This window comes from Microvirga terrae (genome assembly GCF_013307435.2).
Lineage (GTDB): Bacteria > Pseudomonadota > Alphaproteobacteria > Rhizobiales > Beijerinckiaceae > Microvirga > Microvirga terrae.
Genome location: NZ_CP102846.1, coordinates 488,816 through 506,323, shown reverse-complemented (window position 1 = coordinate 506,323; position 17,508 = coordinate 488,816). Strand labels below are relative to the sequence as shown.

14 protein-coding genes are annotated in these 17,508 nt (G+C 63.6%); 6 read left to right on the top strand and 8 right to left on the bottom strand.

Features of this window, described 5'->3' with window-relative positions; genetic code table 11:
* Nucleotides 1-414: 414 nt before the first annotated feature.
* Complete coding sequence (locus tag HPT29_RS26930) at nt 415-2,193, top strand: SLC13 family permease (protein ID WP_173945820.1); 1,779 nt, start codon at nt 415-417, stop codon at nt 2,191-2,193.
* Here HPT29_RS26930 and HPT29_RS26925 read toward each other — a convergent pair.
* From HPT29_RS26925 to HPT29_RS26915, 3 genes are all read right to left on the bottom strand, one after another.
* The gene (locus HPT29_RS26925; RefSeq protein ID WP_173945819.1) at nt 2,190-3,398 is read right to left on the bottom strand and encodes a sensor histidine kinase; all 1,209 of its coding nucleotides are present in this window, start codon (nt 3,396-3,398) and stop codon (nt 2,190-2,192) included. The two genes, HPT29_RS26930 and HPT29_RS26925, sit on opposite strands and share 4 nt — an antisense overlap.
* Nucleotides 3,399-3,481: 83 nt before the next feature.
* A complete protein-coding gene (locus HPT29_RS26920; RefSeq protein WP_173945818.1) occupies nt 3,482-3,799 on the bottom strand; it encodes a DUF1330 domain-containing protein in 318 nt (105 codons plus the stop codon).
* A gap of 103 nt (nt 3,800-3,902) precedes the next feature.
* A complete protein-coding gene (locus tag HPT29_RS26915) occupies nt 3,903-4,904 on the bottom strand; it encodes an adenylate/guanylate cyclase domain-containing protein (protein WP_259060920.1) in 1,002 nt (333 codons plus the stop codon).
* 733 nt (nt 4,905-5,637) lie between these two features.
* Between HPT29_RS26915 and HPT29_RS26910 the strand changes: the two genes are divergently transcribed.
* Nucleotides 5,638-6,204 carry a DUF1003 domain-containing protein gene (locus HPT29_RS26910; RefSeq protein WP_259060919.1) on the top strand — a complete coding sequence of 189 codons (567 nt, stop codon included), beginning with the start codon at nt 5,638-5,640 and terminating at the stop codon, nt 6,202-6,204.
* A gap of 561 nt (nt 6,205-6,765) precedes the next feature.
* Here the strand turns inward: HPT29_RS26910 and HPT29_RS26905 are convergent.
* The 5 genes from HPT29_RS26905 to HPT29_RS26885 all read right to left on the bottom strand — a co-directional run bounded on the left by HPT29_RS26905 (nt 6,766) and on the right by HPT29_RS26885 (nt 13,476).
* Nucleotides 6,766-8,022, bottom strand: a complete 1,257-nt coding sequence (locus HPT29_RS26905) for an alpha/beta hydrolase (protein ID WP_173945163.1) — start codon at nt 8,020-8,022, stop codon at nt 6,766-6,768.
* A gap of 71 nt (nt 8,023-8,093) precedes the next feature.
* Nucleotides 8,094-10,298, bottom strand: a complete 2,205-nt coding sequence (locus HPT29_RS26900) for a mechanosensitive ion channel family protein (protein ID WP_259060918.1) — start codon at nt 10,296-10,298, stop codon at nt 8,094-8,096.
* A 189-nt stretch (nt 10,299-10,487) separates the two neighbouring features.
* Entirely contained in the window at nt 10,488-10,826 is a 339-nt protein-coding gene (locus tag HPT29_RS26895) for a hypothetical protein (RefSeq protein ID WP_173945164.1), read from the bottom strand.
* Between the two features lie 436 nt (nt 10,827-11,262).
* Nucleotides 11,263-12,168, bottom strand: a complete 906-nt coding sequence (locus HPT29_RS26890) for a poly(3-hydroxyalkanoate) synthetase (protein WP_173945165.1) — start codon at nt 12,166-12,168, stop codon at nt 11,263-11,265.
* Nucleotides 12,169-12,381: 213 nt separating this feature from the next.
* Entirely contained in the window at nt 12,382-13,476 is a 1,095-nt protein-coding gene (locus tag HPT29_RS26885) for an AraC family transcriptional regulator (RefSeq protein ID WP_173945166.1), read from the bottom strand.
* Nucleotides 13,477-13,811: 335 nt separating this feature from the next.
* On the opposite strand from HPT29_RS26885, the gene HPT29_RS26880 reads away from it, so the two are divergent.
* From HPT29_RS26880 to HPT29_RS26865, 4 genes are all read left to right on the top strand, one after another.
* Nucleotides 13,812-14,045, top strand: coding sequence for a hypothetical protein (locus HPT29_RS26880; RefSeq protein ID WP_173945167.1), 234 nt, complete (start codon nt 13,812-13,814; stop codon nt 14,043-14,045).
* Between the two features lie 375 nt (nt 14,046-14,420).
* Nucleotides 14,421-14,837 (top strand): helix-turn-helix transcriptional regulator, encoded by a 417-nt coding sequence (locus HPT29_RS26875; protein WP_173945168.1) that lies wholly within the window; start codon nt 14,421-14,423, stop codon nt 14,835-14,837.
* Nucleotides 14,838-15,319: 482 nt separating this feature from the next.
* Nucleotides 15,320-16,300: a phosphate acetyltransferase gene (locus HPT29_RS26870; RefSeq protein ID WP_173945169.1), complete on the top strand. Its 981-nt coding sequence runs from the start codon at nt 15,320-15,322 to the stop codon at nt 16,298-16,300.
* A 3-nt stretch (nt 16,301-16,303) separates the two neighbouring features.
* Nucleotides 16,304-17,494, top strand: coding sequence for an acetate/propionate family kinase (locus tag HPT29_RS26865; RefSeq protein ID WP_173945170.1), 1,191 nt, complete (start codon nt 16,304-16,306; stop codon nt 17,492-17,494).
* Nucleotides 17,495-17,508 lie beyond the last annotated feature (14 nt).

Genomic DNA, 17,508 nt, shown 5'->3' with positions numbered 1-17,508 from the left:
CCGACGCATCTCGGTATGGTGAAGCGCCGCGAACATGGTGCCGATCAGTCGGGGAATCAGGGCTGTGGCCATGAGAGTGCCAACAGGATAACCGATGACCTCACCGCTGAATCCAGAAGTGAGGAGAACAGTGCGGCAGGGAATTCCCAGATTGAGCGGGGCACTCTTCTGCTGAGCTTGAACATGCCTCGGCATTCTTCCTTTGAGCAATCTGAGAACCTGAGGCGGAATCCAAGCCGACAGATGCTGTAGGGCAGAACTCCGTGAGTGATGATACACGACAAGGATCGATTGTAGCGCCGGCATCGGTCGGACGAGAGGCGAGCCCCTGCACGGTGTAAACAGGACAGCAGGACCAATCGGATCAGGAAATCGCACGGGCACCTTCTCCGCGGCGCAGTCTAAGGCAGAAAGATGACGCAGGACCAAACCTTCGCCTTTGCCATACTGGCCGGAATGATGGCTCTGTTCGTTTGGGGACGGCTGCGCTACGACCTTGTCGCTGTTCTGGCACTCCTGGCCGCGGTGTTCACCGGCATTGTCCCGCATAAGGTGGCCTTCTCCGGCTTTGGGGACGATATTGTCATCATTGTCACGAGCGCGCTCATCGTCAGCGCCGCCGTCGCACGCTCTGGCGTGATGGAGGCGGTCCTCCATCGAGCCTCGCCTTACATCCCCTCGGTGCAGGGCCAGATTGTCGTTCTAGTGGCAGCGGTCACGATCCTGTCCGCCTTTGTCAAAAACATCGGCGCGCTCGCGATGATGATCCCAGTGGCGTTCCAGATGGCTCGTCGCTCCAATGCTTCCCCCTCGTGCTTTCTCATGCCGATGGCCTTCGGGTCTCTGCTCGGCGGTCTGATGACCCTTGTCGGCACCTCACCCAACATCATCGTCTCCCGTGTGCGCGAGGAATTGACGGGTCAGCCTTTCAGCATGTTCGATTTCACCCCGGTCGGCCTCGGCCTTGCGGCGGCAGGCGTGGCGTTCCTGGCCTTCGGCTACCGGCTTCTTCCTGGCGGTCGCAAAGCCGCAGGGACCATGGATGAGGCGATCAACCTCACCGACTACATGACGGAAGCTCGCGTTGCTGCGAACTCACCGATAATCGGGAAGACGGTCAGCGATCTGGCCAAGCTCTGTGACAGCGAGGTTCTGGTGACAGGCGTCGTTCGGAACCGGACCGAGCATACGACGCCTCTGCCAGATGCTGTCCTTCGCAAGGGCGATATTGTTCTCCTTGAGGGCGATCCGGAAGCGCTTGAGCGGGCAGTCGCCCGCGCTCACCTGGAGCTCGAAGGGGACGACCGCCCCACGCGAGGCAAGGGGGCAGGCGAAGAGATCGGAGGAATCGAGGCCGTCGTTGGGCCGAGCTCGGCGCTGATCGGTCAGACGGCTAAACGCATGGCGTTGCACGAGCGCTTCAACATCAATCTCCTGGCCGTCAGTCGCAGCGGCGAGCGGTTCACCGAGCGCCTGCGCGACATCACCTTGCGGACCGGCGACGTTCTCGTGCTGAAGGGCGATCTCACCCGGCTTCCGGACAAGCTGAAGGAACTCGGCTGTCTGCCACTGGCCGAGCGCGAAATCCGCCTGGGCAATGTCCGGCAGGGTCTCGCCCCGGTGGTGGTCCTGGCGAGCGCCATGGGGCTCACGGCCTTTGGCGTGCTGCCCGTCGCCACCGCCTTCTTCACCGCCGCCGCCCTGGTGGTCTTGCTTGGGGCACTCTCGCTCCGGGAGGCTTACGAAGCGATCGATTGGCCCATTCTGGTGATGCTCGGGGCGCTGATCCCGGTCAGCGACGGGATCCGTACGACCGGTGGGGCCGATCTCGTGGCCGGATGGCTCTCGCTGCTTGCCAGCACCCTGCCATCCTATGGAGCGCTCGCGCTGATCATGATGGCGGCCATGGCCGTGACGCCGTTCCTGAACAATGCGGCCACGGTGCTGGTGATGGCTCCCATCGCGGTGACTTTTGCCGGACAACTTGGCTATAAACCTGACGCCTTTCTCATGGCGGTTGCGGTCGGTGCAGCCTGCGACTTCCTCACGCCCATAGGACACCAGTGCAACACACTCGTGATGGGGCCGGGCGGCTATCGCTTCGGCGACTACTGGAAACTGGGGTTACCACTCTCCGTCATTGTCATTCTAATCGGCGTGCCGCTCATCCTGCTCGTGTGGCCGCTGACCTAGCCAGCAGGATCGTTGCGCTCAGACGTGAGCGGAAACCGCACTTGAATCCGTGTCCTCCGATCCCCCTCGATCGCCAGGGTGCCGTTAAGACTACGAGCCATACCTTCGATCAGGCGCATGCCCAATGACCCTGTGCGCCGTGTGGCGGGAAGACCCACACCGCTATCCTCAATGAAGAGGAGCACATCCTCTCCCTGGCGGTGCAGCCCGACCCGAATGGTGCCGCGCCGCTTGTCGGGGAAGGCGTGCTTGAGCGCGTTGGTGATTGCCTCCCCCGCGATCAACGCCACGTTGATGGCGCGATCAACATCCAACGTGATCTCATCGGCGTCGCTCGTGAGGTCTATGCGCTGATCCTGCGGGCTCCGGAGATGGCCGAAGTTCCGGCATAGCTCCGTCAGGTAGCCTGCCATATCGACCGCCTGCACGTCATTGCTGTCCTGCCGGTAGAGAAGCTCGTGGATGCGGGCGAGATGATCCAGGCGCTGGATGGCATTCTCCAAGGCTTCCGAGACCTCGGGATTATCCTGCCGTCCGATCTGAAGGCGCAGCATTGAGATTGCCATACTGATGCTGTTCTTGGCCCGATGGTTGACCTCATGCAGCAACACGCTTCTTTGGCTCAGAAGCTGATCCTTCTCGCGGAGGCTTTCCATCAGAACCACTTCCAGAGCCCGCCTGCGGTCGACTTCATCCTGGAGCGTTTGGGTCCGCTCCTTGACCCTTGCCTCCAGAACCTCGTTCAGGCGCTGGGTGCGACGCTCGGCTCTGACACGGCGGGTGATGTCCCAAAACGAGGCGAAGTGCTGGATCACGCGGCCCTGGTCGTCGTGAACAGGGCTGACGAATTGGGCCACCCAGACCTCGCGGCCATCTTTGGCGCGAAGCGACACCTCAAGGGTGAGAGGTTCGTCGGCTTGCATGGCAGCCCGGATGAGCCTCTCGGCCTCAGGGCCGGTGTCAGGACCAGTCAGAAAGAAATAGTTCCGGCCCAGAACCTCCTCACGGGTATAGCCGAAAAGGTCGATGAAGGATTGGTTCACATAGACAATGGGATTGCCGTCAATGCCGGGATCGGTCACCACCATCGGCATGCGGGTGGCCTCGACCGCTGCCACGAACGGGCCGCCGCGATCCTGAACAGCATTGATTCCCGCTTCGGCTCTTCCCTGATCGGTGTCGGCGGATTTTGGGTCGGATTCCAATTCTCGGTGCTCCGGCTGACGGCGCATCTTGCGCCGTTGGTTGCCTCTTCGTCGCCTCACTTGCCTCCCACGCGGCTCTGGTCTCACGTGTGAAATGCCTCGGGTGTAAATGGTGAGCGCTCCACCAGCAGAATCTTGGCCGTCACGCCGACTGACCGAAGACCTTCGAGAACTCTCTGCATCTGCTCGGATGCTTGCGCCTTGCGAGCATCCTCGACAGTATGGAACTCCAGCAGGGTGATCGTGTCGGGGCTGGCTCCGTCAGCAGCGCGATAGGCCATAAAGGACATCGCACCCGGGATTTGCAGAAGCTGCGCGATCCAGTCCCGGACCCGTTGGTTATAATCGTTCCAGCGATGCGAGTCGGTCGGGCGGTCATACTGAAACATGACATAGGCCATGGGATACCTCCCTGAAGGCTTGCGCTATCACAGCACACCGGAGCCATCCGTCATAGCGCTCGGACGGATGCGCTCCCGGTTCAGCCGCGTGGTCTAGGCAAAATCAGTCGGAGCGACGATCGCTCCTGAGTTCATTGGCGTTGATCACGCGCGCTAAGAGGTCTTGCAAGGTCTCCCGCTCCCGTTCCGACAAGGCAGCCATCACGCGATCCCGCACCGCAAGGATCGCCGGGTATAACCGCGCATAGAGTTCGAGCCCTTCGGGCGAGAGGCTGAGAAGGCGCAGGTCGCGTCCGTGTTTCCCCGGTGTCCGTCTGACGAACCCGAGAAGCTCAAGGTGCCGGACCATCCGCTGGGCACTCGGAAGGTCAATGCCGATCCGCTCGGCCAGTCGCCGCTCGTCGATGTTCGGCGCATCGTGAAGGGAGGCCAAAACCGCAGGTTCGACCAGTGTCAGGCCCTCTGGCTTGGTCACGTCCACCAGCGCGTGGTTCAGGATGGTATGGAAGCGTCGCCCCAGATTGAACTCACTGCGGCGGTGAACCGGTGGCAGCGCCCGAGACCGCGGATGATCAGACGGATGGGCCAGATAGGCTCGCACAGGCACATCGAGGTTTTTCACGAGTTGCGTCCCGAGGTCGTCAAAGGCCAGTGGCAGCACCCTGGACACGTAGTTATAGGCCGTTCCTGAGAGGCAGACCAATCCCGGCTGTGCCAGCTTCTCCATGCGGGCGGCAATGTTGACCCCATCACCAAACATGTCGCCGTCCCGAACCATGACTTCTCCAACATGGACGCCGATCCGGAAGGTGAGGCGACGGTCCTTAGGGGTTTCCTCGTTGGCCGCCGCAATCCTTTCCTGAATGCCGACTGCACATTGCACCGCATCGACGACGCTCGGGAATTCGGCGAGAATGCTGTCGCCTGCGGTGTTCGCCGTGCGACCGCCGTACTGGGTGATGTGCCGATCCATGATCTCGCGGCGGAAGTCGAGCAGGGCCAGAGTTCCAGCCTCATCGGCATTCATGAGGCGCACATAGCCCGCCACGTCAGCGTAGGGGATCGCCGCGAGGCGGCGGTGCATGACTGAGGCGCGCTTGTTCATCCTCGGGTACCACCCTTCATGGACCTGCCCAGGCCCAAGTCGCACCAGTAGAACCTCGCGGTCGACAGGATAATTGGCCAGGACTGAGCCCGGTTCCTGACAGACCGGCGGCACCAGCGAAACTGCAACAACCGGCCCTCCAGATCCGGATTCACTCACCCGTGGTAGCGGATCGTCAGCGTGCAAACGGCGAGAATGCCAGCCATCAGGAGAAGCGAAATCAACACTTGGGACAGCATCACATGAATCCCAGGATTACGGCTCCACAGAACAGGAAGGCTAGAGCCGCAGCAAAGAGCGCTTCGTTTTCGTAAGAAATGTAGGACCTAATTCTCTGAACCATGATGTCCTCCTCAATTTATTGAAGTATACGCGCTTATCATTCCTGAGTATATGATTGTCTCGAAGCATGCATTATTCGACAAGGTGGAAGGGGGCTTGCAATATGCGGAGGCAATCCGAGAGATGAGAAACTTGGAAAGCGGATCATTATGCTTCGTCGATCCGTCTGGGGCCCGCCTTGATTATGTGACCAGCGGGGTCTGATTGATGGACATGGCAATGAGGCAGCCGCCGCCAGAGATTTTGAAGAGTGGCACGGGTCTCGGTGTGCGAGAGAAGGTTTTCTTGATCACATTGGGATATGCCACGGGCGCAAACGGCAAGCCTCCTCCGGTGCCTAAGGCTAGAGTAGACTGCAATCTCTGATCAGAATGACAGGGGGAGGGCGCTTATGGACGAGGTGGCTCAACTCGCCCGGCAGTTGCTGGATAGCGGCGTAACAAGGCTGTCTGAGCGCGAGCAGCGGGTAATTCTCCACATTGCCAAGCGTTCGCATGTCGCTCGAAATGTGAACAATGTTCTCGAAGAACGGCAGACATTGGGCGAACGCTTGGCGGATCGGGTCGCTCAATTCGGCGGGTCCTGGACGTTCATCACGATCTTCACGGGGATGCTCATGGCTTGGATCGTCCTGAACAGCGTTGCCTTGGCCCGCGTCGGCGGAGGCTTTGATCCATACCCCTATATTTTCCTGAATCTGATCCTGTCGATGGTTGCCGCGCTCCAAGCCCCTGTGATCCTGATGTCTCAGAACCGACAAGCCGCTAGGGATCGGTTGGCCGCAGGCCTGGATTACGAGGTCAACTTGAAGGCGGAGGTTGAGATCATGGCCCTACACGACAAGCTGGACCGCATTCGCGTCGAGCATCTCGAAGGCTTGCTTCAGGATCAGACGCAGCGGGTTGAGGAGTTAGACAAGCTGATCCGGGCAACCCTCGCGAAACCACTCTCAAGCTGACCTGCACCGAATTTGGCTTTTAACGGCCTGGATCGTTCATGAGCGATGGGGCTGCCACAAACCTGCGCCGACGTGCTCTGCTGCGACAAGCCAATCGACCTATGCCAGCTCGCGCAAGCCTTTTTCGGTTGAGATGCTGCACTGAGCTCGTCACATGCCTTGACGGAAGGTCTGGTGATGGCACGAGGCGGAAGAAGCGCTTGGGTCTGCTCATGAGAAGTCGAGCGAACCTTCATTTCATTTGTTGTTAGAGCAACGCGCCCCGCATTGGATCATGATGCGCTGGGAGAAGTGGTGCTGAAACAAAGCGATAGCGGCAATGCACTGGCTCCGTCAGAATCGCCATTGCTCTAGTTACTCCTTGACCCGAAAGAGACGTTCCGGAGCGACGGCGGCGTTGCGCGTCCGGTTGCAACCATGGCGCGTCGAGCCATCATGATCCCTGGTGTCGGCGGGGCGGGCGCTGGCGTGTGCCCCAGCCCCCCTATGAGCCCTGGTGATCCGGTCAATGGCATTGGCAGGTGCTGAAAGGCCACTTTCAGCACCGAGGCCGATGGCCTTTTACGGGGCGGCCACGTCTGAAACGGATCGACCCAACTCCTCCGTTTGAGCACCGAGGGACTGTCGCGTCTGAGGATCGACAACCGCGACAGGAGCAGAGATCGCCAGACCGGCCGCCGTTCCGACAGCACTGGCCGCCCCCGTTGTGACCTGGATGATGCGGTCGCCCAGCCCGACCCGGGAATCCGTCACCGTCTGGCCCTCGGCCAAGCGCTTGCCGATGAGTTGCACGACCTCGGGACTCTCAGCGAACTTGCCGTGATTGAGGGCATCGCCTGCTTTGAGCTTGGTGAGGTCGAGGACCGTGACGTTCGCTTGCTCGAGTTGCGTCCGGTAGGGCTCCTGATCGGGATTGATGGCACCCAGGCGAGCCTCGCTCCCCCAGACGCGCCGGGAGACGGCAAGTGCTCGGTCGTCCTGCGACACGAACAGAGTGAATGCGGGGCGGTTCGCTCTCGGACCCATGTCGATGATCGCCTCCCGGGCGAGATCGACATCGACATCGGGCGCGGCGAGAAGAACGTTGCGGATCTTCGGCGTCACCCGGCCGTCGCGGATCGCCATCTGGCGCAGGGTCTCGAGCGCAAGCGAGTTGCCCATGGAATGGGCCAGGATCGAGATCTCGCCCACGGCCGGATCACGGGAGATCGCCTTCAGCAGATTCTCCAGGGCATTACGGGAATAGGCCGTGCTCTCGCGATCGTAGCCATAGGCCAGGACGCTGCCGCGCGAGGGCCAGGTGAACAGGATCGGCACCACGGGAGCGTTGGAGTCATGCACGATCTGGGCGAAGCGGAAGACCGCATCGTCGAAGCGGTTGTTGAAGCCATGGATGAAGACCAGCACCTGCCGTTTTGGGACCGTCCGCAGGCTCTGGTGGAACCAGGCGATAGCCTGATCCCGGTCGATCACGTCGGCCTTGAGGGTCACGAACTCCGTGGCTGGGTTGCCGGGCACCTGCCGCGGCCACTGCACCTCACCGATCTGCCGGGCGTTCGACGGCGGGATCGAAACGGTAATATGGGCGAAGGCCGCCGTCGGGCCCCGATCGCCGGAGAACAGCTCCGCCGGATCGGCCCGTTTGCGCGTAGTGGCGACCAGCATGTCGACCTGGCTCGCGCCGGCGACGGTCCCACTCACTGGGACCATCACGCCGCGGAGGCTGGCGCAGGCTGCGAGCGGCGAGATCAGAGCGAGGATCAGGGACAGGCACAGGGCCCGACCTCTGAAGGTCCTTCGCGTTTCAGGGAACACCATTGCGGATCCTTGTTCCAGGCAGACGGGAACGTGCAGGCTGTCCAAGGTTGGACGACCTTGTGGTAGTCCTCTCAACTCGCCTGCCCTTCGGGTGGTGGCGGCTTGACGAGCTTGAGAGCCTGATGGGCCGCCACCGGCCCGGCTTCCTCGTGACCCGCCACCTGCACGGTGGGAACGGCGAACCGGATGCCGTTCTCGTCAAACGCCCGCTTGATCAGGGCCAGCGCCCTGCGGCGAATGACGAACTGCTCGCCGGGCTTGGTCATCATCTTGAGGCGGATCTGGATGCCGTAATCGCCAAACTGCTCGACGCCTTGCATCTTCAGTGGCTCGATGATGTTAGGCGCGAACTCCGGATCTTCCGCCAGTTCCTTGCCGATCTGCTTGATCAGCTTCTTCGCCTTGTCGAAATCGGAATCGTACGACACGCCGATGGTCAGCTTGTCGATGACCCAGTCACGGCTCATGTTCTGAACCGCTCCAAGGACCCCGAACGGCACCGTGAACAGTGGCCCACGGTGATGGCGCAGCTTCACCGAGCGGAACCCGAATGACTCCACCGTCCCCTTGTAGCTGCCGCTCGTGATGTACTCGCCGACCCGGAAGGCATCGTCGAGCAGGTAGAACACGCCGCTGATGACATCTTTGACCAGCGTCTGCGAGCCGAAGCCGACGGCCACGCCCACGATGCCGGCGCCGGCGATTAGCGGCCCGATCTCCACCCCTAGCGCCGACAGGGCCATCATCACGGCGACGACCGCCAGCACCACGAAGATGACATTGCGGAAGATCGGCAGCAGCGTGCGGAGCCGCGCCTGCCGGACCGCCGCCTCGGTTCCGGGCGCGGACAAGGCCTCGGCCTGGCTGAGCCGCCGATCGATCAGCGACTTGACCACCTGCCAGATCAGGTCGGCGATGAGCAGGATCACGACGCTGCTCAGCGCGCCGCGCAGGAGGCGAGTCAGGAGGGTGTCGCGGCCGCTCATCTCGACAAGATCGATCTGCCAGGCGTGCGCGAGCAGAAGGGCAGCGCCGACGATCAAGAGAGCCCGGATGCCGCGATCCAGAAAGACCGCCATTAGACTTGGCGCGGGAAGCGCCTTAGATCCTCCGACAGGGCGCGAGACATGATGGCTCGCCATCCGGGCGACCTTGATCGCCCCGGGGAGGAGGAGAGCCACCGCCAAGAGCCAGAACAGGCGCATGAACCCCATGACCCAGAGCCCCCAGAGCAGCACCAGGCAAAGCGACAGAAGCCAGGGGGTAATCGCGTGATGGGTCGGGCGCCGCGTAACGTCCGGAAGGGCATCGGCTGCGCGAGGCCGGGTCCACACGACATTCAGGGCGATGGCGAGAAGCCCGAGCCCGAGAGCATAGGCCACGAGCTCGCGCCCCTCGGGCGAGAACCCCAAGGCGCTGAGGACCTCAAGCGTGGCCCGTCCGAAGGCGAACCACCCGACGAAGAGCGCCAAGCGCCGATACCAGAAGCGAGCGGCATGGGCGGGTAACGGGATGACGCAAAAGCGCTCCGCATTCTGCGGCCCATCGATGTCCGGCGCCAGCAAGAACCGTCCCAGAACCAGCGCGAGACGCAGGATCACGGCTGCGACCAGATAGGTAAGGACGACCTGTCGCAGGAGCGGCGGCCAGTCGAAGGCGAGGAATGCGCCGACGCTCCCGAGCCCGAAGATCGCCACTTCGCTGACGCCAAAGGCGAGACGCAGACCGATGGCGCGCATCCGCGCGGACGCCGTCTCGATGGGCAGGGCAAGGATCCGCTGCTGCGGGCGGGCGGTGACTCTTCTGAAGAGCCATTCGGTTCCCGCACCCAGGGCGACGAACCCGAGGACGAGGATCAGCACAGCGACGGGGCGGCGACCGCGCAGCTCGGCGAGCAGGCGGTCCGCAGCATTGCGGAACTCGCCCGGCAGGCGCGGCGCGGCGGCCGCGAGGGAAGCGAGATGGTCCCGCATGCTGGCGGTCCGGGCTGCCATCATCTCGGAGCCGGTCATCTCGGAAGCTGTCGTCTGGGTAGCGGTCGACGGCGGCTCTGCAAGCGCTGGCGTCGACGCAGGCTGCTGCTGTTGGTCGATCCAGCCGCGCACGGCCGGATCCTGCATGAGGTTCAGGAACTGCTGCACCTGTGGCGGGGGAGGGCTCTGCGCCGCCGGGACTTGGGCGTTGGCGGATGGAGACCATACCAGCACGAGGAACAGCAGCACCAGGCTGCCAAACAGCCGGGCCGGGGCGTCGTGGTCGGCGTGCGTTGTCATCATCGAACCCATCATCGTTCACAGGACGCCTGTTTGCGATCCTGCGCAAGTGCTCGGTACCGAGCCGGGGAGACCGCCTGCCCCGAGAGAACAGTGGGGATCCGCCGGGGGTCACCACCTCATGCTGAGACCGAGCACCGGCCCATGCTGGAGCATATCGAATTCATAGCGGCGTCGGCCCTCGCCGTGGGCCTAGTCGACGGACAGGGCGCGGTAGCCGATCACGCCCGAGAAGGTGATGCGGTTGTAGATGCCGAAGTCGAAGCCATAGCCGCCGATGGCCTGGCAGGAGAAGTCGCTCCCGACGCCAAACCCGCCGATGTCGTCACGTAGGAAGAGTTCGTGCCCGGGCGCCACCGCATATCGGACGCGGGCGCCGAGGACCGGATCGAGCCAGTCAACCGAGCCAGACCGGGCGAAGGCCCGCCCGCCTGCAAGCTCAAGATCGCCGATGTCGACGGTGCGGGCGATCTCAAATGAGAGATCCGCCTCCTGGTACGAGTAGCGGGCGCCGCTGAGCATATCGAACACCAGAGGTCCGGCGCGTGCGACCTCAAAAGCGGCACCACCTCGACGATGGCCATCTGGAAGTCGAGTTCGACGGCTCGGCCGACGGTGCCCGTGATGCCGGGCACGGGCGTACGGGTCCGAACGTTGCCGCCGGCGAGCCCGAGCGCCGCGCACTGGCAGGCGATGATCAGGACCGACACCGCTGCCACGAGCCCAAACGCAAAGGCGAGTGGACTCCCGGGCCGCACCAGTCTGAGAGCAATTGGTGCGGGGATCCCGGTCCTTCCGCCTTACTGGCTGAGACTTCGCATCTCGCCCGCGATCTGGCGCCACTCCCGCCGCAAGGTGCGCTGCCCCATGAACAACGACAGGTGCCCGCACGGTGCGACCGCTGTCCGGATCCGACGGGCGGGAGTACCGACCAAGCGGCGAGCCGCAAGCAGTTGGGCCGGTGGCGTCACATCGTCGTGCTCGCCAGGAGAAACAGCGGGGCTTTGACGGATGAGAGATCGGCCACTTGGCCGAGCGCCCGAAACTCGCCCCGGGCGAGTTCGTTGCGCCGGAACAGATGCTCCACGACCTCAAGATAGAAGCTGCCGGGGAGGTTAACGGTCCACTGATGCCACTGCCGGTATCGCTCGAACAGGTCCTCCAGCGCATTCTGACCAACCTGCAGGACCTCGGCGGCCGCTGCGGGATCTGGTGAGACGACACCCCATAGATCCAGCGCCCGTTGCCCGAGGATCAGACCGTCGCCGGAACGAACCAAGCCCTCGAAGAACTCGGGCGCCGTGGCGCGGGTGCCCGCAACCATGGCCGAAGGGGCGGCGAGATCGACGGGGGAGCCGGCCAGCGCCATGCTGTGGATCATCTGCGGAAATCGGGCCGCGAACATCAGCGACAGCCATCCGCCCTGGCACAGCCCAATGAAGTTCACCAGCCCCCCAAGCTCCTGCACCACGACCATCAGATCGGCGAGGTAGTTGTCGATGGAGAGAAAGCGCATCGACGGGATCGCGGACTTGCACTCCACGACACAGATCCCGTCCAGCCCCTCGCCCAGCAGGCTTTCGACCAAGCTGTGCCCGGGCGCGAAGTCGGCCAAGGCGGCGCCATGAAGCGCGAAGGGGGCCACGACGAGCGTGGGCACGCGGCCTGCCCGGTGCGAGAACTCACGCACCCGAAGGCTTGGCAGATCCAGGCGGACCGCATGCGGCGTCGCCCAGGCCGGCTCCGGACCGACGGGCTCAGCGGGGCTGGCGGTCATGGACCGGCTGAGGGTATGCAGGGCCGCCTCGCCGGCGTACGTGGCCGCCAGGACCGGCCATAGCCACGGATTCCAGACAGGGAACTCAGCCTTCATGGCCACATGCCTTGCGACGAATGGGCCCGAGGTTCTGCCACAACATCTGAGCCCTCCCACGCTGACGACAAAAACGACCTGAAAGCTCCCGAAAACGTTGCCTCCGGCATGCCGGCTGGTCCACAGACCTCTGCGCCGCGGGCAAAGCGGCCCTCCAGCTTTCGCCGGAACCCGGTGTCCAGTACAAGACTGCCTGTGCCTCCGGCCCGTGCGTTACGCAGCATGCCTTTCAGCGCGCCAGGTGCTCGGCGTTTCGCCCGACCAGCGCCGGAAGGCGCGGGTGAAGGCGCTGGCCTCGGAATACGCCAGGGCCGCCGCGATATGAGAGAGCGACACGTCGGTCTCTTCCAGCAGTTGACGGGCAATCTCGAAGCGGATCTCGTTCGTCAGCGCCCGGTAGCCCATGCCGGTGCCCTTCAGGCGGCGGCTCAGGGTACGGCGGTGCATCGCCAGCACCTCGGCAATGTCGTCGGCCGAGCAATGGTTGCTGGTCAGCCGCGTGCGCAGCAGCCGTCGGATGTCGTCCGAGAACTCGCTTCCCGCTCTGGCCTTCATTTGCTGGATGTGTTCCTCCAGCAGCGCGCGCATCATGGGATCCGCCCCGGTAATCCGCTGCTCCAGGTCACGGGCCGGGAACACAAGGGTTGCGGTTTCCTGGTTGAACCGTGCCGGAGCGCGGAAGTGGCGCCGATACGCCGCGGCATCCGCAGGAGCGGCTTTGGGCAACAGGACCTCCACCGGGTTCCAGGTCGACCCGCACAGGGTCCGCACGATGTTGATCGTGACGCCCAGAGCTGCGTCGCGGATTTGCTCCGCGCTCGTGCCCGCCGCCTGGTAGGTCGCAAACGTGAGCAGGGCTGTGCCGTCGCTGACGATCAGCGACGGCACCACGGCCCGGTCCTGGAGGCTCAGGTTCGCAACGAGCGCGCGCAGGGCGTCGCCCACCGTGTCCGAATGCAGCATCAGGCGCCCCACCATCCCGAGCGACAGGATCGTGGCGCGCTGGCCGACGAGGAGCCCGAAGTGCGAACAGTTCGTGCCGGCCACGCACAGGGTGTACAGCCGGCCCAAAGCTGCAAACGGGATCACGCTCATGCCATCATCGAACAGGCTTGGGTCGAGGCCTGCCGCCCGGATGAGCGGGTCGGGATCGAGGCCGAACTCGCGCAACGCCGGGGCGATTTCCTTGGAGATGCCCAGATGGATGTAGCCGGGAGAAAGCGTTCGCTTGGGTCCTGCCAGGGTGGTTGTCGGTGTAGGCGTCTCGGGGCTGATGTTCGCGGACGGAGGCACGATGTGTTTGGTCATCAGAGTCGCCCCGTCGCATTCTGAGGATGGCCGCGAAACTGCACGGTCGCTCTAATCGGGACGAACGCTCTGATCCTGATCAATTCAACAAAGGTTAAGAGACGATTAAGGCGGCAGAACGGCTTTTTCTGCCAGTTTCATGTCTCGTCGTCCCATCGGGTCGGTATCCTGTCCCAAAGCCAAACGGCAGCCGGCTTCCTCAACCATGGCCGCGGATTGATGGCGGGGATCTCGTGATCGACGTCTCAAACTGGCAACACGTTGTCCCAAGGCATCAAGCATGCCGTCGGCACAAGCCGTAGGATGGCGGACGATCAGGCAGACGGGAGGCTGAAATGCCCAGGAAAACGCTGCCCGATGATGACCCTCGCCGACAGCTCGCTCAGCTTGAACGGAATATCGTCCAGACCGATCTGCTCATATCGAGGCAGATCGCCCGCATCGAACTGACGGCCGAGAAGGGGGATGACACAACGAAGGCCAAGGGCGTGCTCTACGGGTTGAGAATGGTTTGCGAATACTGGTACGCCCAGAAAGAGATTCTCCTCGCCCCCCGCGAGCACGAGTGAGGACGCTTCACGGTTGCCCGGGGCCGTGGAGCGCGAAAGAGCCCCGTCCGGGTTCGCCTGAACGGGGCTGAGTTGACGGAGGCTGTTGCAAGGGTTTGCTGGGATTGGGAGCCTCCGTGATCCGTATCATGCCCGGGTTGCCCGATCCTGCTTGACCACCCGAGACAAGCGCTCGGCGCAGGCCGCTGCCGCCAAAGAGGTTCTGACCCTTATCAAAGGCAAGCCGCCCGCGCACGGCGGCTCGTCGGGGCAACCGCGTTAGTTCCAAACTGTCAAAAGAAAGTCCCAAGCAAACAAGCAGGCCGATCAGGAACCGCCATGATGGAGCAGGTCCAGCAAGCGGCCGGGCTGACAAAACGGGGAGGGAGCATGGAGATGCCATCCACCTACAGGGCCACCGAGTTGCTGCCGGGCCACGGCTTCGGTCCCCTCACTGAGGATCTTCGCCAGGTGCTCCGGACCGAGCTGCTCAGGGACACCTGTTCCGCCGCTGGGATCGCCCGCCTGTTCTCGATGCACCGCCGCACCCTGAACCGGCACCTGCATATCGAAGGCCTCGGGTTCCGGCAGCTGGCCAACGAGATCCGCTTTGAGATTGCGTGCGAGCTTCTGGCAAACACCGACATGGCGCTCAGCCAGGTTGCGGCAGTCCTGAGATATTCCGAGCTGAGTGCCTTCACCCGCGCCTTCCGGCGCTGGTCGGGGCAGACCCCGTCGGCATGGCGCGCGAGCCATCCCGGTGTCCAGAAGCGGCGGCCCCGCAAACCTCACCGCCCACGTCCGGGCCTTTGACCGACCCTCCCAATCCGGTCATGCCGCCAATAGCATGGAGTAAGTCAGAGGCTGCGAAGGAAAGGATGCAGGCATGCTCTGGCCCTCTGCGACTTGCTGTTCGCTCCATGCTGGCCTTGGCGGGGTGAGGGGGCAGCGGAGCCAAAATCCGCCATGCCGATCACTGGCGCGGATGAAACACGGGCGCCGGAATTCGGTCGCCCCCAACCAGCGGGCCTGGCGCCAAGCGCAGGACGCCCGGGAAACCTGTCGGTTCGGGATGGGACCAGATGGTGATCCCGCTCATTTCGGCACGGCAGTCCCAAACTGTTAATGGGATGGCTCAACGGGTCAAGCAGCGGATGTGGGGAGGGCCATACTGGCCCCGGCAAACAAGCTGGGTAGTCGCAGACATGGGCTTAAGCCCGGATTCTGCAAGCCCTTTGGCACAACACCTGGCAACCAATCGCGACAACCTATCGAGAGCACAACGGGAGGCCACCATGACGGTTGCGGTTCCAGCCCAGGACGCGTCTCAGCACGGCCAGCGGCGGCATGACAAGTACGACCGGCTCGTGGCGACCGCGCAATCGCGTCCGAAGCTGAAGGTTGCCGTGGCGCACCCATGCGATGCGGCCTCCCTCGGCGCAGTGTTCGAGGCAGCCGGGCTCGGCCTGATCGAGCCGATCCTCGTCGGGCCGCAGGCCAAGATCACGGCCGCCGTGAAGGCGCTCGGCAAGGATGTCTCCACGATGCGCATCGTCGACGCCCCGCACAGCCAAGCGGCAGCGGAGGCAGCCGTCGACCTCGTGCGCTCAGGGCAGGCCGAGGCGCTGATGAAGGGCAGCCTGCACACGGACGAACTCATGGCTGCCGTCGTTCGTCGCGAGGGCGGGCTGCGCACGGCACGCCGGATCAGCCACTGCTTCGTCATGGACGTTCCCGGCCATGACACCCCACTCATCATCACCGACGCGGCGGTCAACATCGCGCCGACTCTGGAGGACAAGGTCCACATCGTCCAGAACGCCATTGACCTTGCCCGTGCGCTGGGGGCCGACCCGGTGCGGGTCGCAATCCTCTCGGCGATGGAGACCGTCAACCCGAAGGTGCCGTCGACCATCGAGGCGGCGGCCTTGTGCAAGATGGCCGACCGCGGGCAGATCACGGGCGGGATCCTCGATGGTCCGCTTGCCCTCGACAACGCCGTAGATCTCGGCGCGGCCAAAATCAAGAAGATCCAGTCGCCGGTGGCCGGCCAGGCCAATGTCCTCGTGGTTCCGGATCTCGAAGCCGGCAACATGCTGGCCAAGAGCCTGACCTTTCTGGCCGACGCGGACGCCGCCGGTATCGTGCTCGGCGCCCGCGTGCCGATCATCCTCACGAGCCGGGCCGACTCGACTATCGCCCGGCTGGCGTCCTGCGCCGTGGCCTCGCTCGTGGCCGACGCACAGCGCAAGCAACTCGCCATGCCGGAGGTCTGAGGCATGACGCCCGTCCTCATCGTCCTTAACGCAGGATCATCGAGCCTCAAGTTCCAGGTCTACGACATGGTTGACGGTGCGGAGCCGCAGCTCGTCTGGAAGGGGCTCTTCGAAGGGCTTGGGGAAACAGCGCACTTTATTGTCAAAGACATCAGTGGGACAATTTTGGACCACGTGTCATGGGACCCCAGCGACGGAATCGGGCACGAAGAGGCGCTGATGCACCTCGTCTCGTGGTTGAGCCAGTTTCGGGAGGAGCGCAAGCCCATGGCCATCGGACACAGGGTTGTCCATGGCGGCGAGTCCTTCTCCGCTCCGGTGCTGGTCGACGACTCCGTTATTCAGAGGCTTGAGGCGCTGGTGCCGCTCGCGCCCTTGCATCAACCCCACAATCTGGAGCCGATCCGCGTTGTGCGCCGCCGCCTGCCGGGGATGCCGCAGGTTGCCTGCTTCGACACCGCCTTCCACCAGACGCAGTCCGACATCGCGACCCTGTTCGCACTGCCACGCGAGATGCGCGAACGCGGTGTACGGCGTTACGGCTTCCACGGGTTGTCCTACGACTACGTATCGTCCGTACTGAAGGACTACGACCCGCGCCTCGCCGAGGGGAGGGTGATTGTCGCCCATCTCGGCAACGGCGCGAGCCTATGCGCCCTCAAAGGCGGCGTCAGCGTCGCGACGACCATGGGCTTCTCCGCCCTCGACGGTCTGCCGATGGGAACCCGTTGCGGCGCCGTCGATGCGGGCGTCATCTTCTACATGCTCCGGGAAATGAAGCTTACGCCGGAGGAGGCCGAGCGCGTGCTCTACACCAAGTCCGGTCTGCTTGGGGTGTCCGGTGTCTCAAACGATATGCGGGTTCTGCGCTCAAGGGCGGCGATGGATGTGGACGCCAGGCGGGCCATCGATCTGTTCGTCTATCGCATCACGCGCGAGATCGGCTCCCTCATGGCCGCTCTCGGCGGGGTTGACGGGCTCGTCTTCACGGCCGGCATCGGCGAGAACGACGTGGCGACCCGCGCCGAGGTGATCACCGGCCTCGCCTGGGCTGGGCTCGCGCACGATGAAGCCGCCAACCGCACCGGCGGACCGCGGATCTCTTCCGGATCCGGACCCACAGCATGGGTCATCCCCACCAACGAGGAATTGGTGATCGCCAGGCAGACGCAGAGCGTGCTCGGCGCCACGTAGGCGCGGCTCGCATC